Here is a 26,522-nt window from a genome sequence, read left to right on the forward strand (position 1 = left end):
GGAGTCCGAGAGTGAGCAGTGCGGGAGTGAACGGGGAAGTGGGCGGAGACATGGGCGGAGAAGTGGGCGGCATCCACCGGTTCGTCGTCTTCGGCGACATCTGCGGCTCCGGGACGCTCGATCTGGCCGAGAAGAAACACCAGCGGGCGGCGATGTACGCCGCCTTCGACGACGCGTACAGCTCCGTCGGCGTCGAGCCCGGCACCTACCACCAGGAGGACCGCGGGGACGGCATCCTCGCCGCCCTGCGCCCGGACGTGCCGCCGACCCTCATGGTCGGACGGTGGATCGACACCCTGTACGAGAGCCTGCGCGCCCACAACCAGGGCCGGACCCGGCCGCTGCGGCTGCGGATCGGCATGAACGCGGGGCTCGTGGTCCAGGACCGGCACGGGCTCGTCGGACGGGCGGTGGACCTGGCCGCCCGGCTCTGCGACAGCCCCCCGGCCAAGCGGATCATGAACGAGACCCCGGAGATCGCCCTCCTGGTCGTCGTCTCCGACTGGCTGTACGTGAACGTGGTCGCCGAGGGCGGGCGGTACGTCGAGCCGGACCACTACCGGTCGGCCCGCATCCGGTCCAAGGAGACCGACGAGGCCGCCTGGTTCCACGTACCGCGCAGGCCCGAGCCGCCGCTGATCGGGCCCGACGGGGAGCTGCCGCCCGAGGGGGAGGGGGAGCCGGCGGCCGCGGGGGAGCGGCCGCCGGTGGCGGCGGCACGGACCGGCGTTGGGCCGTCGCGGGGGGACGGCCCAACGCCCCGGCCCGTGGGAGGGAACCGTACGTACCACGTCGGGGGTGACCTCCTCGACGTCCACGGCAACACCATCCACGGGGGCTTCACCGGAATCCGCAAGGACTCCGGATCCAGGACGGACTCCGGTTCGGACTCCGGTTCGGGCACGGGCACGGGCACGGGTTCGAGCTCGGGTTCCAGCTCCGGCTCCGGTTCGGGGGCGGGTGAGTCGAAGTGAGCGACCAGGACGACGCCTCGCCGCAGAACGACGGTCCGGACGCCGGACAGGGCCACGGCGGCGACCGCGCGGACGCACACGACCGGGGCTCCGACCGCGGTTCCGACCGGGGTTCGGATCGCGGCTCCGATCGTGGATCGGATCGTGGTTCCGACCGGGGCGACAGGGAAGGCGACCGGGCCGGCGGGTCCGAGCGTGCCGACGGCGCCGAGCAGCCCCGCGAGCCGAGCGTCTTCGCAGCCGCCGACCGGGGGCCCCTCGGCGGCGAGAGCGACACCGGCGGCGCCGCCACCGCCCGCCGGGCCGTCCGCACCTGGGCGGGCGCCGCGGCCGACCGCCTCACCACCATCCACGGCGACGGCACCGTCTTCGAGGGCAACCAGATCTTCGCCCTGTACGGCTCCGACCGCACCTCGCACTTCGTCCAGGGACCCGTCCCGCCCGAGACGCTCGACCACCTCGGCCGGGTGTACTGCGCGACCGCCGGGTACCGGCGGATGCGGGACCGGCTCCGTGACCACCGGGTCCTCGTCCTGTGCGGCGAACCCGGCAGCGGCCGCAAGGCCACCGCGTTCGCCCTCCTCGACGAGCTGACCGGCGGCAAGGTCTTCCGCCTCGACCCGCGCCACGGCGTCGACGAGATCACCGAGGAGGTCCTCCAGGAGAGCGGCGGCCACCTCCTCGAACTGCTCACCGAGGACGTACGCGCCGAGAGCGAACCGCGCGCCTCCCGCAACGGCCGGGGCGACCACACCACCGTGACCCGCCGTTTTGTCACCCGCCTCTCCGAGCTGCACCTGGACCGTTTCGGCGATCTGCTGCGCGGGCGGGACGCGTACGGGGTCGTCCTCGTCGAGAACGGAGAGCTCGCCGACCGGCTGCTGCGCGGCCGGTACGGGATGTACTGCCCCCCGCCCCCCGCCGACGAGGTCCTCCACCGCCACCTCTGGAACCAGCTGCGCGCCGAGTCCGACGACGCCCTCGGCGACGCGCGGGCGCGCGGCTCGCGGCCGGACGTCGTGAACGCCCTCGGCCTGGAGGAGCTGCGGCCGCGCGAGGCGGCCCGGCTCGCCGACCATCTGGCCCGGCACTGGCGCGGCGAGGTGACGGACGAACAACTCCTCGCCGAATGCGCCTCGTTCGTGCGTTCCCAGGCGCGCGAGTGGTTCGCGGGCGCCGACCGTCCGGGCGCGCTCCCCGAGGCGCTCCCGGCCCTGAACGCCGGGGCGTTCCGTATCGCCGTCGCCGTCTTCAACGGCTCCGCGTACAGTCTCGCCGCCGAGGCCGCCGAACTCCTCGCCTGGGAACTCGCGGTCACCCTCGACCCCGAACACGCCCCGGGTCGACGCCTGTTCGGGACGCACGCCGAGCACCGGCCGGTGCAGGCCCGGGCCGTCCTGGAGGACGGCGAGCTGGACCTCGGCCCGGCCAAGGTGCCGGTGCGCGCCGTCCGCTTCCAGGGCGAGGCCCTCGCCGGAGCCGTCCTCGGCGAGATCTGGCACGGCTACCACAACGTCCGTGGCCCGGTCGCCCGTTGGCTGCGCTCCCTGTGCGACGACCCTCGCTCCGAGGTGTGGGTGCGGGCGTCCGTCGCGGCCGGCGTGCTCTGCTCCTGGGACTGGATCCACGGATTCCGCGAGCTGGTGGTGCCGCTCGCCGCGACGGACGATCCGGTCGCCCGGATGGCCGCCGCCACCGCGCTCGCCGAGTCCGCGCGCGACCCGCGCGTTCGGCCCGCCGTCGCCGACGTGCTCAAGAACTGGGCCGGGTCCGACGACGACATGCTCGTCAGGACCGCCCTGCTCACCCACGGCTACGTGCTGGCCGCCGGGAGCGTCTCCGGTTCCCTCGACGCGCTCGCCCGGGTCGTCAGGACCCGCGAGGCGACTGACATCGGGGTCCTCGTGCCCGCATCCTTCAGCGTGGCGCGGCTGCTCGCCTCCGGCGAACCCGTGCCCGTGCTCCGGCGGCTCCGGCAGTGGCTGGAGGACGGCCGGCTCAACCTCGCCAACCTGGTCCACCTCGCCGTCATCCGGGCCCTGAGCACCCGCACCACCCACCTGTGGGGGCTGCGGGAGGTCCCCGAACTCGACGGGCACGCGGCCCGCCCGCTGCTGATCGCCCTGCTGGCGACCCGGCCCGAGCTCGCCGCCGAGCTGGCGGTGCTGCTGCGGCAGACGCTCGCCACGGCCCGCTCGGGGGAGGCCGCCCTGGAGGCGCTCGGCGGGATGCTCCGGCGGGCCGCGAAGGATCCGGAGTCGCTCGGGCACGTCTGCGCCTTCCTGCCGCGGCTCGCGGTGGACCGCCGTGACCGGGACCGGCTCAGGGGCCTGCTGAACGAACTGGTCCGGGACCGTGACCGGCCCCTGGACAGAGGCGCGGCGCGCCGGATGTGGGACGCCGTGACGGAAGGAGCGAACCGATGACCGGGCCCGAGCAGAACAGGAACGGGCGGCCTGACGAGCGGACGCGCTGGATCGACGGGGACCGCGACGACCGCGGCGGCCAGGGACGGGGGCGGGACGAGCGGGCTCGCGACGAACGGGCTCGTGACGAACGGCCGCAGGGCGAGCGGGCACGGGACGGCCGCGACCGGGACGCCCGGGAGCGGCAGCGGTACACGGGTCAGCCGGGCGACGGTCAGCCGGGCGACGGTCAGCCGGGCGGCGGACAGCGGTACGACGGGCAGCGGTACGACGGACAGAACGGCGGTGGCCGGCACGCCGGTGGCCGCGACGACGACGAGGACCTGGACATGGACCCGGACGAGGACCTGGACCGAGAGCAGGAACAGGGGCAGGGGAACGCGCGCGCACGGGGACAGGGCGGGCGCTGGGGCGGGGAGGCGGGCCGCGGTGCCGGGTCGGGATCCGGCACGGGCGCGCGCCCGCGCGGTCCGCTGATCGCCGAGTACGCGCCCCCGTACCGGCACAGGAGCGGTCGGGTCGCCGCGGTGCTCCTCTACCGCAACGGTGGCCACCGGGTGGTCTGGCCGGACCGCAAGGAGGACGTGAACAAGCCCATGTTCAGCTCTCCGTACACCATCTTCGAGGTGCAACTCGGGCGCAACAGCACCGAGTTCAGGCTCCAGCTGCCGGCTGCCGGGGACGGTGTCTTCTTCGATGCCGTCGTCACGGTCCACTGGGAGGTGACCGACCCGCACCGCGTCGTGCAGGAACAGGTCGAGGACGTCGCCGCGTTGCTGCACGACGAGCTCCTCGACCGGCTGCGCAGGCTCTCCCGGCGGTTCCGGATCACCGAGGCGCAGCGCGCCGACGAGGCCGTCCGGGAGGAGCTGAGCGCCGGACGCCTCAGGTTCGGCGAGGACGTCGGGCTGCGGACCCGGGTTTATGTCTTCATCGACCTCGACGACTCCGTCAAGGCCGAGGTCTCACGCCGGGACAAGATCGGCGTCACCATGGAGGCCGACGCGCGCGCCGCCGAGGCGGAACGGCGCAGGGACGCCGCCGACCGGGCCCTGGTCGCCGACCGCGCCCGCGAGATGGAGACCCTCTTCCGGCGCGGCGATCTCGCCCAGATCGCCCACCACATGGCGATGAACCCCGACAAGCAGTGGGAGATCCGCACCCAGCTCCAGCGGGAGCGGCGCGAGGGCCAGGAGGACTACCTGGCCGTCTTCAACCGGCTCCTCGACACCGGAGTCCTCGAACGGCACGACATCGGCGAGCAGATGTACCAGGTGCTCATGTACCTGCGGACCCAGACCGGCACCGTCATCGACGGCATCACCGACCGGGTCCTCAACCCCTCGGGCGGCACCCCGCCGGCCCGCCTCGCCCTGGAGAACGGGGTGCCGGAGCCGAGCCGGCCCGAGTGGTACGAGGAAGCGGAACCCCAGGACGCTCCCGACGACCCCCGGGTCTACGAGCCGACCCGCGTCGAGTCCGGCTCCGAGCGGGAACGCGAGCGGGGGAGGGCGCGCGAGCGGGGGAGGGCGCGCGAGCGGGGCCGCGACGGCGACGACCGGAACCGGGGCCGCTCGCGGGGCCGTCACGACGACGGCTTCGACGACGGGCACGACCGGTACGAGGACGCGGACGGGTACGGGCGGAGCAACGCGTACGGCCGGAACGACGCGAACGAGCGGAACGACGCGTACGCGTCGAACGAACGGTACGACCGGTACGACCGCGAGGACCCCTACGACAGCGACGAACGGCCCGACCGGCCCCGGCGGTCCTCCCGCCCCGCCCGCCCGGCCAGGCCCAGCTCCGAGTTCGACGACTGGGACGACGCATGACCACCGCCCCGGGGCCCGCGCCGGAGTCCGGTCCGCCTTCCGGTCAGCACTCCGGTCCGGACCCGTCCCTGACCGCCGCGCCCGCGCAGACATCCGCGCCCGCACCCACCCCCGTACCCGCCGAGGAGCTCAGGTTCATGGCCGAGCGGCTGCTCGCCACCGTCCGCGAGGACATCGGCCGGGCCGACACCAAGGCCGCGATCCTGCTCTCCGGCGCCCTCGCCTTTCTCGCGGTCGTCTTCTCCGGAGACCGGGCCCCGTGGCCCGACTCCGGAGCAGGGCTCGTCCTCCTGCTCGTCGCCGGAGCGCTCTGGACGGCCGGCGTCCTGATGCTCGTCTCGGTGGTGCTGCCCCGCACGCGGATAGGGGCCGACCGCACGTTCCTGCGCGAGCTGACGGCCGGGCCGTCGGAGACCGCGCTGCGTGAGCGGCTCGCCGCCCCCGGCGCGGACGCCACCGGCTGGCTCCTCGAACAGGCCAGCGTGCACGGCCTCGTGCTCGCGGCGAAGTACCGGTGGCTGCGCCTGGGCGTCTCCGCGCTCGCGCTCGGCGCCCTCCTGGCCCTCTTCAGCGAACTGTGGTGAGAGAGAACATGCAGTGGACCAACAAGGGGGGCGTCCTGCTCCTCGCCGGGGCGCTCCTCGCGCTCTCCGGCCCGCTCGCGGCGACCACCGCCTCGGGCGCGCCCGGCGGTCCCGGGGCGAACGCCTTCCCCCGTACCGCCGCCACGCAGGCCGACCCGCCCGAAGGACCCGACCCGATCGACTTCGCCGTCGTCGTCGACCAGTCGGCGAGCCTCGCCGACAAGGACCTGGCACGCGAGACCGAAGCGGCGGCGCTGCTCGTCCAGGGCGAGATATCGGAGCGCTCCCGGGCCGCCGTCATCGGCTTCGGCAGCTCGGAGAAGCGCGGCCAGTCGCCCGTACGCGAGGTCTGCCCGCTCACCGTCGCCGACGCGGCGGGCCGTGAGCGACTCAGCGACTGCGTCCAGGAGCTGGGGCGGCGCGACGAGGCCCGGATGGGTCCCGGGACCGACTTCCCGGCGGCCGTACGCCAGGCCGTCACCCGCCTCACCGGAGCCGGACCCGGGCCCGGAAAGGGCACCGGCACCGGCGGGACCAAGGAGCCCGCCGCCCCCAAGGTCGTCTTCCTGCTCACCGACGGCAAGCTCGACGTCGCCGACAGCCCCGAGTACGGCACCGACCGCGAGAGCCGCCAGTCCAACGGAGCGCTGCGCCTCACCGAGGAACTCGCCCGCGCCCGCGCGGCCGGCGTGCAGATCTGGCCCCTCGGTTTCGGCAGCGAGATCGACCGCGCCGCCCTCACCGCCATGGCCCAGGGCGGCTACCGGGGCGCCTGCTCCGAGATCCCCGGCTCCGACCCGCGCATGCGGGTCGTCGACACCTCCGCCGAGATCGACAAGGCGCTCCAGGAGACCTTCGCCGCCGCCCGCTGCGCCCGGATCGCGCACGGAACCGTCGGCAAGCCGCCCGCCGACCTGACCGTCACCATCCCGCCCATCGCCACCGACGGCTCCCTCACGGTCGCCAAGCACGACCCGAAGGTGCAGGTCACCTACTTCGACCCGGCGGGCCGCAAGGTGCCCCTCCGGGGCGAGTTCGACGGCTCCACCTTCGAGGTGAGCGGACAGAACGGCCCGGTCGAGGCGCTGCGGGTGAAGAACCCGCTGCCCGGTGCCTGGCGGGTGCACATCGAGGCGCCGGAGGGCCACCGCGACCGTGAGGTCGCCGTCCGGGCGATCTGGCAGGGCCGGCTGCAGTCCGCCGTCGTCCTCGACCCGGCGTCCCCGCGCGCGGGGGAGCAGGTGAAGGTCGAGGTGCAGATGCAGACCCGGCGGGGGGTCGTCATCACCGACCCGCGTCAGCTCGCCGGTCTCTCGGTCGCGGCCGACCTGAGCGGGGACGGCTTCCGGCCCGTCAGCTTCAAGCTCACCGACGACGGGAAGGCCCCCGACGCCAAGGCCGGCGACGTCCGGTTCACCGGCACGCTCACCATCCCCGCGAGCGCCACCGGCTACCTGGAGATCGTCACCCGGATGGAGGCGCCCGGGATCACCTCCGACCGGCGCCCGCTGCGCACCCGTCTGGCCGAGAACGCGCCGTTGGTGACCGCGGCCGTCACCGTCGACGGGGCCACCGTGCACCCCGGAGCCACCGTCCGCGGCACCCTCGACGTCACCAACAACGACTCCGCGCCGCGCACCCTGCGGCTCGCCTTGGCGAACCAGACCCCGGGCGCCGAGCTCGCCGTCTCCCCGGCGACCGTCACGGCCCCGCCGAACAGCAGCACCCGGATCCCCTTCACCGTCACCCTCGGGAAGGACACGCCCTTCGGCGCGCTCGCCGGACAGGTCACCGTCGTGGACACCGCGGACAGCGACCGCCCCCTGCGTGGCGCCTTCCTGAACGTCCAGGTGGTGGAGCCGCCGACCTGGTGGGAGCGCTGGTGGAAGGCCGTGGCCGGCGGGGCCGCCCTCGCCCTCGTCATCGGCATCTTCGTCGTCATCTGGTTCATGGCCAGGCGCCGCAGCCGCGACCTCACCGGCTTCACGCTCGAACTCCGCCAGGGCGAACGGTCGCTCGACTCGCTGACCGTCCGCCGGGGGCAGAGCCCGGGCGGTGTCTTCGCCTTCGCCGTCGACGAACCGTACGGCACGCCGCCCACACTCCGCCGGATGCCCGGCGGCGGCTCCTCCGCGGCCCATGTGCTGCGCCGCAACGGCAACGGCGAGATGCAGCTGCGCTCCCGGGGCGCGGGGCAGGTCCCCGTGAGGACCGGCGAGCCGGTCGGGCTCGGTGACCACGAGCTGGTCGTACGGGGCGGCCGCCCGACGCCGACCCGCGGCCGGGGCACGCCGTGGCTCCGTCGCCCCCGCCGTACCGGCCCCCGCCCCGGCCCGGGAGGCGGCGGCACGGGCGATACGGGCTCGGCTTCCGGTTCCTTCTCCGGAGCGGGCACGGAGGGCTCGTCCGGAGACGCGAGCCAATACGACGGCAACTTCTGAACGGGTCACCGAGGAGAACGACATGAAGATCTACCAGCCCATGCTCTTCGTCGGCCTCGGCGGCACCGGCGGCAAGATCGGTACCGAGCTCGAACGCAGTCTGCGCCGGGACCTGTGCGGACCCGACGGCACCGACCTGATCGACGGCGGCCGCCGCCTGCCCTTCCAGCTGCCCGACTGTCTCCAGTTCGTCTACGCCGACTTCAGCGAGGCCGAGCTGCTCAGCTACCCGCAGTTCAAGGCGAAGGGAGCCGAGGGCGCCGCCTTCGCCCGAACCTCCCGGATCGTCCGCGACCTGCTGCCCACCGACTTCGACTCCTCGCCCGAGGTGACGCGCATGCTGCGCGTCACCGTCCCCGTGGAGACCCGGCTGTGGCTGCCGCCACAGGCCCGCCAGCCACGCGTCGCCCCGCTGAACAGCGGCGCCGGGCAGCTGCCGACCGTCGGGCGTTCCGCGCTCTTCGCGACCCTCCGCTCCGGGCTCGAACCCGTCCTGCGCCAGCTCCGTGAGGCGATCGGGGCCATCGGCCAGTCGGCGGGCGACCTGCGGAGGGTAGGTGGCGGCCGGATCCGGGGCTGCGACGTGTTCGTCGCCTTCTCCGTCGCCGGCGGCACCGGGGCGGGCATCTTCTACGACTTCATCCATCTCATCGGGCACGAGTTCCGCAACGCCGGGGTGCCCGGGGTGAAGATCTACCCGCTCGTCGTCATGCCCTCCGCCTTCCCGCCCGAGGGCGGCGGCGGACGCGAGGCCGAACTCAACTCCGCTCGCGCCCTCGTGGACCTCTCGCGGCTCGTCGACGACCAGAACGTGCCCGACGCCCTCGACCAGGTCGGCGACGTCGAGGACCGCGGGCGACTCAGCGTCACGTACCCCGGCGACGGCGTCGTCGCGCTGCGGCCCGCCACCATGCAGACCGCCTTCCTCTTCTCCAAGCCCTCCGTCATCAACGGCGAGGACCTGCGGCGCTCCATCGCCGCCATGGTGATGTCGCTGATCGGCACCGACCTCGGCCAGGACACCGGCTCGGCGACCCGCGCCGAGGACGACTACCAGTCCTTCGCCGCCAGCTTCATCAACAAGAGCGTGGAACGCTCCACCCCGGCCCGTACCGGCATCGGCTACCGCGGCATGTCCACCAGCCTCGCCGCGTCCCTCACCGTGCCCGTCGACGACCTCGCCGAGATCGTCGCCGCACGGCTGCTCGCCCAGGCCGTGCGCGGCATGACCGAGCGCGCCAGGCGGCCCGACCGGGAGGGACAGGACCACGTCAGGGAGCTGTTCAACCGCTCCGCCATCGGTCGCCTCTGGACCCGGGACGCCCCGGACGTCCCCCTGCCCGAGCAGATCCCCCGGGGGAAGTCGAGGATCACCCAGGAACTGCGCAACCGGCTCGGGGACATGGAGGAGGCCCTGCGCCGCCTCGACGCCGGTCTCGCCCGGGAGATCCCGCGCCTCACCGAGGACTTCAGGCCGAGCACCGGGGTCCGCGAACTCCTCGGCTCCATGGATCCGTTCCAGGTCGAAGTCATCCTGACGGGCCTGCCCGGTCACCCCGACCGGGTGGCGAGGGAAGGCTTCACCGGCATGATCGACAACCGGCGCAACGAACCCGAACGACCGCCGAACGTCCACACCGCCGCCCCCGGCATCCCCCCGATCAAGGGCGCGGTCGGCGGGGTCGTACCGGCCCGGTGGAACGACCCCGACGTCCAGGACGCGCTCGCCGCCCAGCAGGCCTGGTACCAGTGGCGGGCCCGGACCCTCTGGCACCACGGCTGGCAGGCCGGTGAATCCCAGTGGCGGCCCGCCCTGCACAAGGCCGGCTCCGAGGTCGCCGAACTCACCAAGGCGCTCCGCGCCCACGAGCAGGACGAGCCCAAGGCCTTCGCCGACAGCCGTCGCGGCCTCTACCGCGACGACCGCGCCGGCATCGCCTACCTCCTGCCCCCGCAGAACACCCTGCGCGCCTTCTACGACGACGTCATCGACCGGCTCGCCCAGAGCGAGGGCCTGCCCGAGGCCGCCGACGCCGCGACCCTGCTCGGCCGGCTCGTCGGCCCCGACGACTGGCGGCGGGCCCTCGACGCGGTCCGCCGACAGCCCGGCGCGGCGGTGAAGGAGATCAAGCAGGTCGTCGAACGGCGGGTCAAGCGGCTCTTCGGCGAGGCCAACGAGGACGCCTTCGCCCGCCCCCTGCTGCCCTCCATGGAACTGCTGCTCCGGGCCGCCGCGGGCGACGAGACCGCCGAGGCGAAGATCGACCCGCGCTGGCTCGACCAGTTCCGTTCGCGTCTCGCCGGCCTCATCCCGGTGGGCTTCGTCCCGGACGGCAGCGGCCCCCTCAAGATCCTCATCGTGCATCCGGCGAGCGAGTCCGACGGCCGGGCCCGCGACTACCTGGAGCAGGCACTCAACCTGCCCGGCCGGGTCACCCCGGAGAGCCGGGCCGGCGACACCGACGCCATCACCGTCGTCTTCTTCCGCAGCGGCATGAACCTCACCGACATCTCCGAGGTCCGCAACATCCTCAGCCTCTGGTCCGAGGCCCGCGACTCGGCCGGCGAGGACGACTTCCTGCACTGGCGCCAGCGCCTCGGCTACCAGGACGACTGGCTGGTCTCCACCGAACACGACCGGCAGCGCATCCTGCACCGGCTTCTCTGCGCCATGTGGAACGGGCACATCGACACCGAGGGCCCGGCCGGCTCGCCCCACCGCGTCCGCATCCGGCTCCAGGACGGCGAGTCCGCGACCATGACCCTGCGCCTGGAGGACTTCGACGGCTCGCTCACCAGCTGGGCGGGGCTGCTGCGCGCGTACGAGCGGTGGGCGCTGCTCGACGAGGGGCAGATCATCGAGCAGTTCTGCGAACGCCTCATGCAGGCCCTGCCCAAGGGGCTCGCGCAGGTCCCGGTGCCGCCGTCACCGCTCTTCACCCACTTCGTGGAGCAGGTCGCGCCGCGCCAGCTCGGCCTGATCGACCGACTCGTCGCCGAATACGGCGAGTACGGCGAAACCGACACCGAATGGCTGGCCCCGATCCGCCACTTCTGGGAAGTCACCTTCCCCGGCGCCCTCGACATGCGCTTCCCGAGGGCGGCCCGTGCGACCCGGGCGAGCCTGCGTGCCCTGTACGAACGGCACGCCTCGCGCGCCGGGGTGACGCAGGGGCAGGGCCAGGGTCAGCAGGGGCCGGGACAGGTGAAGCCGCCGGGGCAGCGTCAGGGCCACGGGCAGGGCCAGGTCCAGGGCCACGGTTACGGGCAGGGACCGAGCCACGGCCACCGGCCCGCGCAGGACTTCGGTCCACAGGGAGCGCACAGGCGTGAGGGGTACGAGTACGGCCCCGGCCCCGTGAGCGAGAACGGGGTTCGCCCCGAGTGGGAGAACCGCCCCGGTCCGGGGAGTGAGAACGGTGCACGCCCCGAGTGGGAGAACCGCCCCGCCCCCGGGAGCGAGAACGGCGCCCGGCCCGCGTACGGGAACGGCACCGTGCCCGATCCCCGTACCGCCTACGGGAACGGAGACGCCCCCGGCCCCGGTCCCGGTCCCGCCGCCGGTCCCGCCGCGGGGTCGCCCCAGCAGGCCGGGTCCTCCGCCTTCGAGGAGGACTGGGAGCAGGAACCCGAGCCCGACTTCGGACCCTATGACGACGACGGGTCCTACTACCGCGACCGGGCCGGGGAGGCGGAGTGAGCGCGCGTGTCCTGCCCGAACGGCCACTGCCCGGCCACGCCGTCTGCCTCGACCTGCGGACGGCGGGGGCGTACGACCTCGACGCCGTCGTCCGCGCAGCCCTGGACGCCCCGCAGCCCGGCGGTGAGCGGCGCTTCCTCGTCCTCGACGAGGCCGACCGGCTCGTCGCCCACCAGTTGCTCTACGAGCGGCTCTCCTCCTACGGGCCCGCCCACATCGTCTGCCTGGCGGTCGGCGTCCGGGGCGAGCGGACACTGAGCCGCACCCTCACCCTCCGGCCGCCCGCCGCCGGGGTCCTGTGGGTGTTCGACACGGCGGAGGACGGTGTCCCGGGCGAGGCCGTCCTGCGTCCGCTCGTCGACGTCCTGTCCACCCCCGAGGTCTTCGACGCGGTGCTGCGCGCGCTCGGCGAGGTGGTGCACGGCGTCGCCGTGCCCGCCGTGCGCGTCCTGGAGCACGACCTCACCGACGAGGCGCGGGCGCGCGCCTGGCGGCAGTCGGTGGAGGGGCTCACCGGCCCGGACGTCCCGGCCGGGACCGTCTCCGCCGAGCAGGTGCCGGGGGCGCTCGCGCTGCTGCTCGACGAGGGCGTTCCGCGTTCCCTCTCCGACCACCGCTGGCTGCCGGCCCAGGGCAGGGCGGGGCTCCGGCTCGCCGCCTGCGAAGAGGCCGTCGGGGACGCCGTCGACGGCTACCAGCGGATCCGGGGCGCGGCGGGGCTTCTCACCGGGGTCGGCCGCACGGTCGATCTGCCGGGTGACATCGAGCGGGTGACGGGGGAACTGGAGCGGTTCCGCGCCACCGTCGCGGACGCCTTCGCCGCCGCGGGCGGCAGCCGGCTGACGGTCGAGCACCGGGGGGTGCTCCGGGACCGTGGCATCGAACTGCCGGAGATGCCGAGGGAGATCTCGCGCACCGGGATCGTCCCGGCCCTGCGCGACCACACCCACGAACTGATCGGCAAGGGCCTGCCGTTGCGCTCGGTGGCGGCCCGGCTCGCGGCGCTCTCCGCGCGCACCGCGCCCGTGGGCAGCGCCGCCCGGCTCGCCCGGCTCGACGCGATCTGCGGGCCGGAGCGGCTGCGGCGGCTCGGCGGCCGGTACCCGTTCACGGCGGGCGGTTCGCGCCCGGTCGCCTTCGCGGTGACCGGGGCCCTGGCGCTGCTCGCCGGGGTCTGGCCGGTGCTCGGCTGGGTCCTCGGCCCGGCCGCCGGAGTGCTCGCCACCGGGCTCGCCCATCTGATGCTCAGGCGTCGGCCCAACCGTTCACCGGACGGGCGGATCGACGGCGGCGGTGCCACGGGTGCGGCGCCCCGGCTCTTCGGGGGTGTGCTCGGCGGTCTCGTCGGGGCGGGCCTCGGCCAGTTCCTCGGCCTTCCGCTGTGGGCGGGGGCCGTCGCGCTCACGGTGTCCCTGATGGCGATCGTCCTCCTCGCGCTGCGCGACTGGAGCCGGGCCGTGGACGACTGGTGGGCGCGGGCGGACCCGGAGGAGGCCTGGCGGATCCTGCGCGAGGTCCAGAACCTGGTGGTCACGACCGCCGTGCACGACTGGCTCTTCGCCGAGGTGCGGCACCACTGCTCGGCCGGCGCGGGCGCGGTGGCCCGGCTGCTCCGCGGCCTCGCGGACACGGCCGAGGCGCACGGGCAGAGGACTTCGTCCCTGCCGCCGGACGGGCCGCCGGAGGAGAGGTTCCGGACGGAGTCCGCCGTACCGCCGGACCAGGACGGCGCCGCACCGTCCTGGAGTTGGGACGAGTGGGAGGGTGAGGACGACCTCTGGCCGGACATGGACGAGGAACCCGCGCCTCCCGGACGGCAACCCACTCCGCCCCCTTCCGGATCCCCGTACGCGTCCGGCCGGTCCGGCCCGTTCGAGCGGGACCCCGCCGTCTCCTTCGGCGGGGTGTCGGCCGTGTCCGGACCCGTTCCCGCGCCCGCGTGGCTGGAGCGGCGGTACGGCGACGGCGGCCCCCTCCTCGTCGACACCCTCGTCGGCGACCTGGTGGCCGGCACCCTCCTGATCCTCGACCGGTGCTGGGCGGGCGTCGAACGCGACCCCGGAGCCATGGCGCCAGGGGTCCACGAACAGCGGATCGTGGAGCTCCTGGACGACACCCGCCTCCGGCTGGAGCGCGATGTGGCCGCCTCTCCGCCGCCCCGTACCGAGGGGCTCCGCGAGCCGGACGCGCTCTCCGGTCTGGTCGCCCTCACCGATCGCACCGACCGGCCCGACGCCGCCCGGCTCACCGGGGTCGCCCCCGACGCCGTGGCCCGGCTGCTTCTGGCCGACGACGACCCCGGCCGTACGGTCGCGCTCTGCGGCCCGGAACACCTGCGGCTGCTCTCCCATGACCCGATCGCCGCCCGACAGGTCCGCTTCGTGCCCGAGGCGATGCGGCGCGGGGCCGCCGGGGACGACGTCTGGCGGGGCACCGCCGAGGACGTCGTGTGGACCGGTGCGGGACGCCACGCCGGAATCCTCCGCCTCGTACCACTGCGCGCGGACGTCGTGCACACCGTCCGCGCCGAGGAGGCGGGAGAACCGTGACCGACCCGAACCATCCGAACGATCAGAGCGACCCGAACCAACCGGACGACCGGGGCCGAACGGACCGGAGCCACGAGGCCGGCCCGAACCGACCGGGCCGTCCCGCCGACCCGAACCACCCCATCGGGCCGGACCACCCCGACCACCTGGCCGAATCGAGCCCGCCGCCGCATCCGTACTACCAGGAACTGGAGTTCCTCAACCCCCGGGAGGCGCCGTGCCGCTTCGTCGTGCGGTACGGCGACGACCGCACGCCCCCCGGCCGCCCCGGATTCCTCGCCCGCCGGGCCTACCTGGGGACGGGGTCCGTTCCGGTCGTGCAGTACCGGCTGGCCTCGTCCGGGCAGGGCGACCCCCGGGCGTACGGACTCCTGGAGCGGGAGGTGGCGGCGGCCGTCGCCCTCGAACGGCGTTACGGCGCCGAGAAGTTCGGTTCCGTGCTCACCAGGATCGTCGGCTTCGACCTGACCGCCGCCGAGCCCTTCGTGGTCTACCGGCCGCCGACCGGGCGCCCGCTCTCCGACTGGTCGGGGCGCCTCGGAGCCGAGGACCAGGAGCGGATCACCGGCCAACTCGCCATGGCCGTACGTCTCCTCGGTGAACTCGATCTCGTCCACCGGGCGATCACGCCCGAGACCGTACGGTGGGACGGCACCCGGATCCGGCTCTGTGAACCGTACGCGGCGCTGCGCACCGGGGAGGCGCGCGAATCCTTCGGTACGGCTCCCTGGTCCTCGCCCGAACAGCGCGCGGGGCGCGGCGCCGCCGAACCGCGCGACGACCTGTGGTCCGTCGCCGAACTCGCCTACTACCTGCTCTCCGGCCGTCCCGACCGCGGCGACGGGCCTCCCGCGGATCTCGCCGACTACCGGCGCCTCGCCGCCCTCCAGCACAGCGGTCTCTTCTCCCCGCGGGCGGCGGAACGGCCGGACGCGACCGAGCTGTTGAGGCTCCTCAACGTGCCGGACCCCGTCGCCGTCGAAGCCGATCAGCTCGACCGGTGGCGGGCCGAGTACGACATCCAGATCGCCCGGAAGGCCGCACTGTCCGGGGGAGGCCCGGCCGGCGTCGGGCGGGCCGGGACGGAGGCTGCGGAGCCCCCCTTCCCCGCCTCGGCTCCCTCCCGTCCCACCTGGCGCGAGCGGGTCTTCGGCAACCGCGAGGGGGCCGCCCGCCCCGGTCCGCCCGCGCCGCCCTCCGAACCGGCTCCGGCGCCGCCGTCGCGGGGCCGGATGTGCCCGCACTGTCTGCTCCCCGTCGAGTACGACGAACGGCTGCTCGTCACCATCGACGCCAAGGGCAACCGCATCCCGCTGGACCTCACCACCGAACGTCGGCCCGACTACAAGGCGGACGCCCTGCGCAAGGCGTACCACCTGTGCCCGCACACGGTGGACGGTGAGGAGGGGCACGAACTCCCCGTGCCCTACCTCAGGAACGGGGATCCGCTCTCCATCGCCCTCGTCGGCAGCTCCTCCGTCGGCAAGACCCACCTGCTCGCCGCGATGCTCGGCGAGGTCGAGCTCGGCGGCCTCGAACCGTACGGACTGAAATGCCTGCCGCTCAACCCCGAGGCGCACCGCACCTATCTGCGTGAACGCGTCCAAAGCCTGCAGCAGGGAAGGCAGTTGGGCCGCACCGGACAGCAGACCTTCGCCCGGTTCGCCGACGGACTGCTCGTCTCGGCGGGCGGCGCCACACCCCGGCCCGTCGTCTTCTTCGACCTCGCGGGCGAGGACCTCGCCCAGGACAGCGAGGTCGGCCGCTTCCTCATGGGCGTCGACGCCTTCATCTTCGTCCTCGACCCGCTGCGCGCGCTCCGGCTCCGCGCCCTCGACCCGGTGCGGGAAGAGAGCGGACTGCGGCGGCGCGACCTCGGCGACGAGGCCTTCGCCGCGGTGCTCAACCGGATCCCCCGGCAGCGCGGCGGACTCGTCGCGGCCCCGGCCGCGCTCGCCGTCAACAAGAGCGACCTGGTGCGCTTCGAACCGGTCGTCGACCGCTGGCTCGGCCGGGCCCTGCCCGCCCGCCACGACCCCGCCGCGCTACGGGCCGAGAGCCGGGACGCGTACGCCTTCCTCGCCCACTCGGCCAGCCCTGCCTGGCTCAAGCCGTTCGACGACTGCGCCGACTGCTCCCTGCACTTCGTCGCCGCGACCGGCGGACAGGCACGCGGCGACCGATTTCCGCACGGGGCCCGGCCGCGCCGGGTCCTCGCACCACTGCTGTCGCTCTTCGCCATGTGCGGGCTGCTGCCCGGGGCGGAACCCGCGGGACCCAGGGAGAGGATCGTCCGATGACACGGTCGGAGAACGAGGTCGACCAGATCGTCTTCCGCTGGGACAGCGAGAACCTCACCGGCAGCACCGGCTTCGGACCGGTGGCCTGGTCCGGGCCCCGCGACGAGGCCGAGGCCCTCTTCCGGACCTTCGGGACCGTGCTGCGCGCGAGCGGCGAGGAGACCCGGCCGGCCCTGGTCCGGCTTGAGGGGCGTTCGACGGTGATGCTGGTCCGCCGTAGCCCCTTCACGGACGCCGGCGGCGGGACCTCCGTGTTCTGCCACGCCCTCGTCGGCTCGACCGAACTCCTCCAACCCGCCGTCTGTCTCGGGCTCCACGCCTGGAACTGGAAGGGTGCGGACGTGAACGCCACCCGGGTGCGCGGGCCGCTGCCGGTGATCTCGGAGGATGTCCTCGTCCCCGCGACCGGCCGGGGGCAGGGCGAACTCGACGGCGCGCTGGAGTACGCGTCCGAGGAACTCACCGGGACCGTCGCGGAGTTTCTGCGCCACCCGGAGGAACGCTTCACCGTCCTGGACGAACGGGGCGACACCGCGACCCCCGTGCTCTGGGGGCTGCACAGCATGTTCGGCGAGCTCACCAGCCGCCGGTGGACCTTCGCCACCCACGACACCGTCGAACTCGCCACGCTCCGCTTCGTGTTCGTCGGCCGCTGGTCCGGCGCGGCGAGCGGCAACACCGGGCGTCGCCGCATCGACCCGCGCGAACGGAGCGGCGACCCGGCGGAACAGGTCGCGGCCCGGCTCGTCCGGCACCACCTGCGGGGGATAGAGGAGGGCGGCGATGGCCTGGACGCGATCGGCAGAGCCCTCCACGAGGCCTCGTCGGCGTCCGCCGCGCGTCGCACTTCCCTCTTGGAGAGGGCCACGCGCGCGCTGGACGTCCTCGACCGCCGCCGCACCGGCGGCCCGACGGACGGCCCCACCCCCCGGCCCCGTCCCGAGCCCCCGCCCCCGCAACCCCCGAGCCCGCAGCCTCCGGCCGGCGACCCGCCCCAGAGCACCGCGGGAAAGCTGTGGGCGTGGGCCTCGGGCGGCCGCGCAGCCGAGGACAGCCCACCGCCGGAGACCGGGCCCCCGGCCGGTCGTGGCGGAACCCCCCGGGACGGCGAAGCACCTGCTGCCCCGGCGGGACCCGCCCCGGGAGAGCTCCGGGCCTTCGACCGCCCGGGCCCGTCGGACCGCCCGGACGTCTGGTTCCGCGAGGATCCACCGGAGAAGCCCCGAGAGGAGAGCCGGCGGCCGTCGGCCCCGCAGTCCGACCCGTACGACCACCGGCCGCGTTCACCGGAACTCGCGGACCCGCGGTCCCGCCCTTCCCGGGCCCCACATCACGAGCCCCCGGCTCCAGGCCTTTCGGACGACCGGGAGGCCTACGGGGACCACCGCCACCCCTCGGACGCTCCGCACCGCGCCGACCTCTCGAAGCGTCCCTCCGAGTCCGGCGACGGCCGGTCGGCGTCGCCGGGGGACGACGACCCGGGGAGCCGTCCCGAGCCGCAGCTCCCCGAGGGCCCCGGCCGCCCGGCGGCCCAGGCGCCGTCGCACCACCGTCCGCCCCAGGGACCGGGAGCCGACCCGTACCCCCGCCCCGTCCTCCCCCTGGCCGAGTCCGTGTGGACCGGGCCCGCCGTCGTCCGAGGGCGGCCCTGGGCCAAGGTGCGGGGCCGTGGGCGGGAGCGGGAGGTCGAGACCGGCCTCGTGCACAAGCTGGCCGCCGCCGACACCGTGGAAGAGGTACGCCGACTCGTAGCGGGGGGCGGCGACCGCGAGCTGCTCGCCGCGCTGCGCCGCCCACAGGCGTACCTCTTCCTCACCCTCCTCCTCCGCGAGACCGCACGGCGCCTGCCGTCCTGGGAGCACTCGCTGCGCCGGGAACTGTGCGAGGTGGCCATCGGCAGGGAGTTCTGGGCCGTCGCGCCGCCGGGCGCCGAGGCCGACACCTCCGACCCGCCGGAGGAGCAGCGTGCGGCCAACGCCGCCGAGCTGTACCGCTGGGCGGTCCGCCCGCTCCTCGCGCGCGGCGACGCCCCGGTCGGCACGCTCGCGGAGCTGCTCGCCCGGCTCCGTACGGGCCCGGCGCCGTCCGCCCGCGAGACCTTCTGGCTGATCGTCGACGGCGAGCGGCCGGGCCTGCCGGAGGCGGTCTGGCTCACCCTCCTCAAGGAGGCGTACGGGGTGCCCCGCACGGCGCCGCGCCCGGGAGCGCCCGCCCCCGGAACCGCCGGTGGGCACCCGGACGATCCCGGCAACGCCTACACCCGCCGCTTCCTGGGGGGCGCCGGAGTGCTGATCGGAGTCCTGGTGGTCGCGATCCTCCTGATCGCCGTACGGGGGTGGTTCACCTGACAGGGATGACGGGGGGCGGCCGCCCGGCGCGCCCCGCCCCTGCCTGTCCCGAAACGCAGGCCGCGGCCGCCCGGCTCCGTCAGGATGGACGCATGGGATTCCATGTCGATTCCGAGACCGGGCGGCTGCGCCGCGTCATCCTGCACCGGCCCGATCTGGAGCTGAAGCGGCTCACCCCGTCCAACAAGGACGCCCTGCTCTTCGACGACGTGCTCTGGGTGCGCCGGGCCCGGCAGGAGCACGACGGCTTCGCGGACGTGCTGCGCGACCGGGGCGTGGAGGTGCATCTCTTCGGGGACCTGCTGAGCGAGTCCCTGGAGGTGCCGACGGCCCGCGCGCTCGTGCTCGACCGGGTCTTCGACGAGAAGGAGTACGGGCCGCTCGCGGCCGACCACCTCCGGGCCGCGTTCGACTCGCTGGACGCCGGCGCGCTGGCCGAGGCGCTGGTCGGCGGGATGACGAAGCGGGAGTTCCTGGCGGCGCACCGGGAGCCGACCTCGGTCCGTTTCCACGCCATGGACCTGGACGACTTCGTCCTCGGTCCGCTGCCGAACCATCTGTTCACCCGGGACACCTCGGCCTGGATCTACGACGGCGTCTCGATCAACGCGATGCGCTGGCCCGCCCGGCAGCGCGAGACCGTCCACTTCGAGGCGATCTACAAGCACCACCCCCTCTTCACCGGCGCCGAGGCGGGCGCCTTCCACCATTGGTCGGAGGGGCAGACCGACTACCCGTCGACGATCGAGGGCGGGGACGTCCTCGTCATCGGCAACGGCGCCGTGCTCATCGGGATGAGCGAGCGGACGACTCCGCAGGCGGTGGAGATGCTGGCCCGGGGCATGTTCGCGGCGGGTTCGGCGCGCACGATCATCGCGCTCGACATGCCGAAGCGGCGGGCGTTCATGCACCTGGACACGGTGATGACGATGGTCGACCAGGACACGTTCACGCAGTACGCGGGGCTCGGGATGCTCCGTTCGTACACGATCGAGCCGGGGGACGCGGGCCAGTCCCTGCGGGTGACCGACCATCCGCCGGAGCAGATGCACAGCGCGATCGCCGCGGCGCTCGGGCTGCAGGACATCCGGGTCCTCACGGCGACGCAGGACGTGCACGCGGCCGAGCGCGAGCAGTGGGACGACGGGTGCAACGTGCTCGCCGTGGAGCCGGGGGTGGTCGTCGCGTACGAGCGGAACGTCACCACCAACACCCATCTGCGCAAGCAGGGCATCGAGGTGATCGAGATCCCGGGCAGCGAGCTGGGCCGGGGGAGGGGCGGCCCGCGCTGTATGAGCTGCCCGGTGGAGCGGGACGCGGCCTGAGCCTCGCGACGCGACCCTGGGCTCGCTGCGCAGGCCCGCCGGTCTGGCGGTGTCGGCCGGGACGCGGAGGGGGCTGTATATAAATGTTGAAGTGCGTATAGACTTCCAGGGTCCCCGATCGCCGATCCCCCCGATCGCCGTCCCCTCGACACGTACCCACAGGAGCGCGTCCCATGGCCACAGACCTCATCGGCCGCCACTTCCTCAAGGAGCTGGACTTCACCGCCGAGGAGTTCCGCGGCCTGATCGAGCTCGCCGCCGAGCTCAAGGCGGCCAAGAAGGCCGGCGCCGAGGTTCAGCGGCTGCGTGGCAGGAACATCGCGCTCATCTTCGAGAAGACCTCGACCCGCACCCGCTGCGCCTTCGAGGTCGCCGCCGCCGACCAGGGCGCCTCCACCACCTACCTGGACCCTTCCGGCTCCCAGATGGGCCACAAGGAGTCGGTCAAGGACACCGCCCGCGTCCTCGGCCGGATGTTCGACGGCATCGAGTACCGGGGCGACGGCCAGACCGTGGTCGAGGAGCTCGCCGCCTTCGCGGGCGTCCCCGTCTTCAACGGGCTCACCGACGACTGGCACCCCACCCAGATGCTCGCCGACGTCCTCACCATGACCGAGCACACGGACAAGCCGCTCGACGCGATCACCTTCGCCTACCTCGGCGACGCCCGCTTCAACATGGGCAACTCCTACCTGGTCACCGGCGCCCTCCTCGGCATGGACGTACGGATCGTCGCTCCGCGGGCGTACTGGCCGGCCGAGGACGTCGTCGCCGCCGCCCGCGAGCTCGCCGAGACCAGCGGCGCCACCGTCACCCTCGTCGAGGACGTGGCGGAGGGGGTCCGGGGCGCCGACTTCGTGGCCACCGACGTCTGGGTCTCCATGGGGGAGCCCAAGGAGGTCTGGGACGAGCGGATCGCCGCCCTCGCCCCGTACTCCGTGACCATGGACGTGCTGCGCGCCACCGGGAACGCCGACGTCAAGTTCCTGCACTGCCTGCCGGCCTTCCACGACCTGGGTACGGCCGTCGGGCGGGACATCCACGCCCGGCACGGCCTGACCGAGCTGGAGGTCTCCGACGAGGTCTTCGAGTCGGCGCACTCGGTCGTCTTCGACGAGGCGGAGAACCGGATGCACACGATCAAGGCGGTCCTGGTCGCCACGATGGCCTAGGCCGTGTCCGTAAAGTCGATCGCTCGTTGCTCTGTTCGTGGTGCGTCGACATGAACTGACGGATGAGTCGTGGGCGTTGATCGCTCCTTTGCTGGCGCCGGGCCGGATGGGCCGGCCGGTGCGGGACCGGCGCCAGGTGGTGAACGGGATCCTGTGGAAGTTGTCCACCGGGGCCGCCTGGCGGGACCTGCCCGAGCGTTACGGCCCGTGGAAGACGGTCTACGAACGCTTCCGGCACTGGTCGGCCGACGGCACCTGGGACCGCCTCCTGGCCCACGTCCAGCAGCACTCCGACGCCGTCGGTCAGGTCGACTGGACGATCGTCTGCGTCGACTCCACGACGGTGCGAGCCCACCAGCACGCGGCCGGCGCCCGAAAAGGGGGCCCTGGGAAGGGGAAGCCCTCGGCCGGTCACGCGGCGGGCTGACCAGCAAAATCCACCTGGCCTGCGACGGACAGGGCCGGCCGCTGGCGTTCACGCTGACCGGTGGGAATGTGAACGACTGCACGCAGTTCGAGCCGGTCATGGACCGGATCAAGGTCGCCCGGCCGGGGCCGGGACGGCCCCGGACCCGGCCCGGACGCGTCGTCGCCGACAAGGGTTACTCGGCCCGCAAGATCCGCGCCTACCTGCGCAGGCGCGGGATCGCCTGCACGATCCCGGAGCGGATCGACCAGATCAACGGACGCATCCGCCGCGGCGAAAGCCTTTGTCGCCTCGACAAGGCCGCCTACCGGCGGCGCAACGTGGTCGAGCGCTGCTTCAGCTTGCTCAAGCAGAACCGGGCCCTGGCCACCCGCTACGACAAACGCGCCGCCCACTTCCAGGCCATGGTCACCCTCGCCTGCCTACGGCTCTGGCTCCCATGACTTTCCGGACACCCCCTAGGGCCGAGTCCGCTGCGCCGGTATCCCCGGGAGCGTGAACCAGACCGCCTTGCCGTGCGCGGTGGGGCGGTGCCCGCAGTCGCTGCTGAGCGCCCGGATGAGGAGCAGGCCCCGGCCGTGCTCCTGCCAGGGGTCGACCTCGGTCCCCGGGTCGGGGCAGACGAGCTCACCGGGGCGGGCGGGCTCGGAGTCGTGGACCTCGATCTGGCAGCCGCCGGGCGTGGCGAGCAGTTCGACGACCAGCTCGATGGGGCCGCGGCCCGCGGTGTGCTCGACGGCGTTGGCGACCAGCTCGGCGGTGAGTAGTTCCGCCGTGTCGCTGTCGGGGCGGTCGGCGGCCTCGGGGGCGAGGTCGAGGTCGGTGAGGGCGGTACGGATGAGGGCGCGGGCGATCGGCACCGCGGCGGTCGTGTGAGGCAGCTGGACCCGCCAGGCGGCGGCGGGCGGTCCGTTCGCTGCGGGTCCGGTGGCATCGGGCATGGGGCAGGCTCCCTTCACCGAGTGGGGGTGGGCGAGTGGGGTGGAGGCATCCCGAGACGTCCTGGTTTCAACCTTACGAGGTGCAAATTATTTCTCCAGAGGCACCCCTACCTGAGGGGTAGGGACCTCGGTCACCGACTGCCGGGGGCCTTGGGCAGTCCACCCCCACACCTCCTTTATCGCGGAGTCGTGACGATGGTCACAACTGAGTGATACCCTCCAAATGGAGGAAGGAGGCCGTTCCGGATGAGCCCCTTTACCGGCTCCACGCCCCGCACGCCACGCTGGCAGCACCTGCGCCTCGACATCGACCGGGGCGTCGCCACCGTCACGCTGGCCCGCCCCGCGAAACTCAACGCCCTCACCTTCGGCGCCTACGCCGATCTGCGCGACCTCCTCGCCGAGCTCTCCCGCGAGCGGTCCGTCCGCGCGCTCGTCCTCGACGGCGAGGGCCGCGGGTTCTGCTCCGGCGGCGACGTCGACGAGATCATCGGCGCCACGCTCTCCCTCGACACCGCCCAGCTCCTCGACTTCAACCGGATGACCGGCCAGGTCGTCCGGGCCCTACGCGAGTGCCCCTTTCCGGTCGTGGCCGCCCTCCACGGCGTCGCCGCGGGCGCCGGGGCCGTCCTGGCGCTCGCCGCCGACTTCCGGATCGCCGACCCCACCACCCGCTTCGCGTTCCTCTTCACCCGGGTCGGACTCTCCGGCGGCGACATGGGCGCGGCGTATCTGCTGCCCCGGGTCGTCGGCCTCGGCCACGCCACCCGGCTCCTCATGCTGGGCGAGCCCGTCCTGGCCCCCGAGGCCGAGCGCATCGGCCTGCTCTCCGAACTCACCGAGGAGGGCCGTGCGGGGGAGCGGGCCGCCGAGCTGGCCCGCCGCCTCGCCGACGGCCCGGCCCTGGCCCTCGCCCAGACCAAGGCGCTGCTCACCTCGGAGCTCGACATGCCGCTCGCCGCCTCGATCGAACTGGACGCGGCCACCCAGGCCCTCCTCATGAACGGCGCGGACTACGCCGAGTTCCACGCCGCCTTCACGGAGAAGCGGCCCCCGAAATGGCGGGGGTGCTGACGATGCCGGGCCCCGGCCGGGGTGTCGGCACGGGTCAGGCCGTCGGCACCGGCCAGGGTGTCGGCGCGGGCCAGAGTCCCGGCGCCGGCCAGGGCGTCGGTACCGGCCGAGGCAGCGGCCCAGCCCTCTCCCGTGTCGCCGTGGTCGGCGGCGGTCCCGGCGGGCTCTACGCCGCCGCCCTCCTCAAGCGCCTCGACCCCGCCCGCGAGGTCACCGTCTACGAGCGGAACGCGCCCTCCGACACCTTCGGCTTCGGCGTCGTCCTCTCCGACGAGACCCTCGGCGGCATCCGGGACGCCGACCCCGTCGTCTACGAGGTCCTGGGCCGCGACCTCGTCCGCTGGGACGACATCGACGTCGTCCACCGGGGCCACCGCACCACCTCCACCGGCCACGGCTTCGCCGCCCTCGGCCGCCGCCGGCTCCTGGAGATCCTGCACGCCCGCTGCACCGACCTGGGCGTACGGCTCCGCTTCCGCACCGAGGCCCCGCCCGCCGACGTCCTCGCCGCCGGCCACGACCTGGTCGTCGCCGCCGACGGCGTCCACAGTCGCACCCGCGAGGCCCACGCAGGGCACTTCCGCCCCCGGATCACCATCCACCGCTGCCGCTACATCTGGCTCGCCGCGGACTTCGCCTTCGACGCCTTCCGCTTCGAGACCGCCGAGACCGAGTACGGCGTGATGCAGCTGCACGCCTACCCCTACGAGGCCGGCGCCTCCACCGCCATCGTCGAGATGCGCGAGGAGGTCTGGCGGGCGGCCGGGTTCGACGAACTCGACGAGGCCGAATCCACCGCCCGCTGCGCCAAGATCTTCGCCGAGGCGCTGGGCGGCCGGGAACTGCGCTCCCACCACTCCGCCTGGACCGCGTTCCGCACGGTCGTCAACGAGCGCTGGTCGTACGGCAACACCGTGCTCATCGGCGACGCCGCCCACACCGCGCACTTCTCCATCGGCTCCGGCACCAAACTGGCCGTCGAGGACGCCCTGGCCCTGGCCCACAGCCTCCGCGACCACCCCGCCCCCGACGAAGCCCTCGCCGCCTACGAGGCCGAGCGCCGCCCCGTCGTCGAGTCCACCCAGCGCGCGGCCACCGCCAGCCTCCAGTGGTTCGAGGAGCTCGCGGGCCATGTCGACCGGCCGCCCCGCCGGTTCGCCTTCGACCTGCTCACCCGAAGCCGCCGCGTCACCCATGCCAACCTGCGGCTCCGCGACCCGGCGTTCACCGCCACCGTCGAACGCGACTTCGGCTGCCCGCCCGGCACTCCGCCCATGTTCACCCCGTTCCGGCTCAGGGAACTGACCCTGCGCAACCGGATCGTCGTCTCACCCATGGACATGTACGTCGCCGAGGACGGCGTCCCCGGCGACTTCCACCTCGTCCACCTGGGGTCCAGGGCCCTCGGCGGCCCCGGACTCGTGATGACCGAGATGGTCTGCGTGAGCCCCGAGGGCCGCATCACCCCCGGCTGCACCGGCCTGTGGACCGACGAACAGGCCGCCGCCTGGGCCCGTATCGCCGCCTTCGTCCACGCGCAGGCACCCGGCACCGCGCTCGGCGTGCAGCTCGGCCACTCCGGCCGCAAGGGCTCCACCCGGCGCATGTGGGAGGGCATCGACCAGCCCCTGCCCGAGGGCAACTGGCCCCTCGTCGCCGCCTCGCCCCTCCCGTACCGGCCCGGCGTCAACCAGACCCCCCGCGCCCTCGACCGTGCCGGACTCACCGCCGTACGCGAGGAGTTCACGGCCGCCGCCGGGCGCGCGGCCCGCTCCGGCTTCGACCTGCTCGAACTGCACTGTGCCCACGGCTACTTGCTCTCCGGCTTCCTCTCCCCGCTCACCAACCACCGCACCGACGCGTACGGGGGAGACCTCGACGGCCGGCTGCGCTTCCCGCTCGAAGTCTTCGACGCGGTAAGGGAGGTGTGGCCCCGGGACCGTCCCATGACCGTCCGCATCTCGGCCACCGACTGGGCCGAGGGCGGTACGAGCGACGAGGACGCCGTCGCGATCGCCCGGGCCTTCGCGGACCACGGAGCCGACGCGATCGACGTCTCCACCGGCCAGGTCGTTCCCGACGAGACCCCCGCCTACGGCCGCTCCTACCAGACCCCGTACGCCGACCGGATTCGCAACGAGGCCGGGGTCCCCGTCGTCGCCGTCGGCGCGATCTCCTCGTGGGACGACGTCAACTCCCTGCTCCTGGCGGGCCGCGCGGACCTGTGCGCCCTGGCCCGCCCGCACCTCTACGACCCCCACTGGACCCTGCACGCGGCCGCCGAACAGGGCTACGAGGGCCCCGCCGCACCCTGGCCGGCGCCGTACCGCGCGGGCAACCGGCCACCCCCGACCGGCCGCAGGGGCTGAGGGCGCCCCGGGGCCCGTGGACGCCCGCGTATGCGGGGGCGACGCACAAGCATGGTC

General features: G+C 74.0%; 14 protein-coding genes and 1 pseudogene. 14 read left to right on the forward strand and 1 reads right to left on the reverse strand.

The window, feature by feature from the left end:
• Positions 1–50: 50 nt before the first annotated feature.
• The 12 genes and pseudogenes from OG514_RS23355 (at position 51) to OG514_RS23410 (ending at position 22,524) form a co-directional block, all read left to right on the forward strand.
• A complete protein-coding gene (locus OG514_RS23355) occupies positions 51–974 on the forward strand; it encodes a hypothetical protein (RefSeq protein WP_266897821.1) in 924 nt (307 codons plus the stop codon).
• Entirely contained in the window at positions 971–3,400 is a 2,430-nt protein-coding gene (locus tag OG514_RS23360) for a hypothetical protein (RefSeq protein ID WP_266897823.1), read from the forward strand. Before OG514_RS23355 ends, OG514_RS23360 begins: the two co-directional genes overlap by 4 nt.
• On the forward strand, positions 3,397–5,235 hold the full coding sequence (locus OG514_RS23365) for a hypothetical protein (protein ID WP_266897825.1): 1,839 nt from the start codon (positions 3,397–3,399) through the stop codon (positions 5,233–5,235). The genes OG514_RS23360 and OG514_RS23365 overlap by 4 nt, the downstream gene beginning before the upstream one ends.
• On the forward strand, positions 5,232–5,819 hold the full coding sequence (locus OG514_RS23370) for a Pycsar system effector family protein (protein ID WP_266897827.1): 588 nt from the start codon (positions 5,232–5,234) through the stop codon (positions 5,817–5,819). Before OG514_RS23365 ends, OG514_RS23370 begins: the two co-directional genes overlap by 4 nt.
• 8 nt (positions 5,820–5,827) lie before the next feature.
• Positions 5,828–8,260 carry a vWA domain-containing protein gene (locus tag OG514_RS23375; RefSeq protein WP_266897829.1) on the forward strand — a complete coding sequence of 811 codons (2,433 nt, stop codon included), beginning with the start codon at positions 5,828–5,830 and terminating at the stop codon, positions 8,258–8,260.
• Positions 8,261–8,282: 22 nt separating this feature from the next.
• Complete coding sequence (locus OG514_RS23380) at positions 8,283–11,960, forward strand: tubulin-like doman-containing protein (protein ID WP_266897831.1); 3,678 nt, start codon at positions 8,283–8,285, stop codon at positions 11,958–11,960.
• Complete coding sequence (locus OG514_RS23385; protein ID WP_266897833.1) at positions 11,957–14,509, forward strand: hypothetical protein; 2,553 nt, start codon at positions 11,957–11,959, stop codon at positions 14,507–14,509. The genes OG514_RS23380 and OG514_RS23385 overlap by 4 nt, the downstream gene beginning before the upstream one ends.
• Positions 14,506–16,809: a hypothetical protein gene (locus tag OG514_RS23390; protein WP_266897835.1), complete on the forward strand. Its 2,304-nt coding sequence runs from the start codon at positions 14,506–14,508 to the stop codon at positions 16,807–16,809. Before OG514_RS23385 ends, OG514_RS23390 begins: the two co-directional genes overlap by 4 nt.
• On the forward strand, positions 16,806–19,157 hold the full coding sequence (locus OG514_RS23395; RefSeq protein ID WP_266897837.1) for a hypothetical protein: 2,352 nt from the start codon (positions 16,806–16,808) through the stop codon (positions 19,155–19,157). Before OG514_RS23390 ends, OG514_RS23395 begins: the two co-directional genes overlap by 4 nt.
• A 92-nt stretch (positions 19,158–19,249) precedes the next feature.
• Positions 19,250–20,482: an arginine deiminase gene (locus tag OG514_RS23400; RefSeq protein ID WP_266897839.1), complete on the forward strand. Its 1,233-nt coding sequence runs from the start codon at positions 19,250–19,252 to the stop codon at positions 20,480–20,482.
• A 173-nt stretch (positions 20,483–20,655) separates the two neighbouring features.
• Positions 20,656–21,654: an ornithine carbamoyltransferase gene (gene argF, locus OG514_RS23405; protein WP_266897840.1), complete on the forward strand. Its 999-nt coding sequence runs from the start codon at positions 20,656–20,658 to the stop codon at positions 21,652–21,654.
• 106 nt (positions 21,655–21,760) lie between these two features.
• A pseudogene (locus tag OG514_RS23410) lies at positions 21,761–22,524 on the forward strand (IS5 family transposase).
• A gap of 15 nt (positions 22,525–22,539) precedes the next feature.
• Here OG514_RS23410 and OG514_RS23415 read toward each other — a convergent pair.
• Entirely contained in the window at positions 22,540–23,022 is a 483-nt protein-coding gene (locus OG514_RS23415) for an ATP-binding protein (RefSeq protein WP_266897842.1), read from the reverse strand.
• A 246-nt stretch (positions 23,023–23,268) separates the two neighbouring features.
• Here OG514_RS23415 and OG514_RS23420 point away from each other — a divergent pair, with 246 nt between their 5' ends.
• Complete coding sequence (locus OG514_RS23420) at positions 23,269–24,096, forward strand: enoyl-CoA hydratase family protein (RefSeq protein WP_266897844.1); 828 nt, start codon at positions 23,269–23,271, stop codon at positions 24,094–24,096.
• Positions 24,081–26,465: a bifunctional salicylyl-CoA 5-hydroxylase/oxidoreductase gene (locus OG514_RS23425; RefSeq protein ID WP_266897846.1), complete on the forward strand. Its 2,385-nt coding sequence runs from the start codon at positions 24,081–24,083 to the stop codon at positions 26,463–26,465. The genes OG514_RS23420 and OG514_RS23425 overlap by 16 nt, the downstream gene beginning before the upstream one ends.
• Positions 26,466–26,522: the final 57 nt, after the last annotated feature.

The organism is Streptomyces sp. NBC_00572 (assembly GCF_026341815.1).
Classification (GTDB): domain Bacteria; phylum Actinomycetota; class Actinomycetes; order Streptomycetales; family Streptomycetaceae; genus Streptomyces.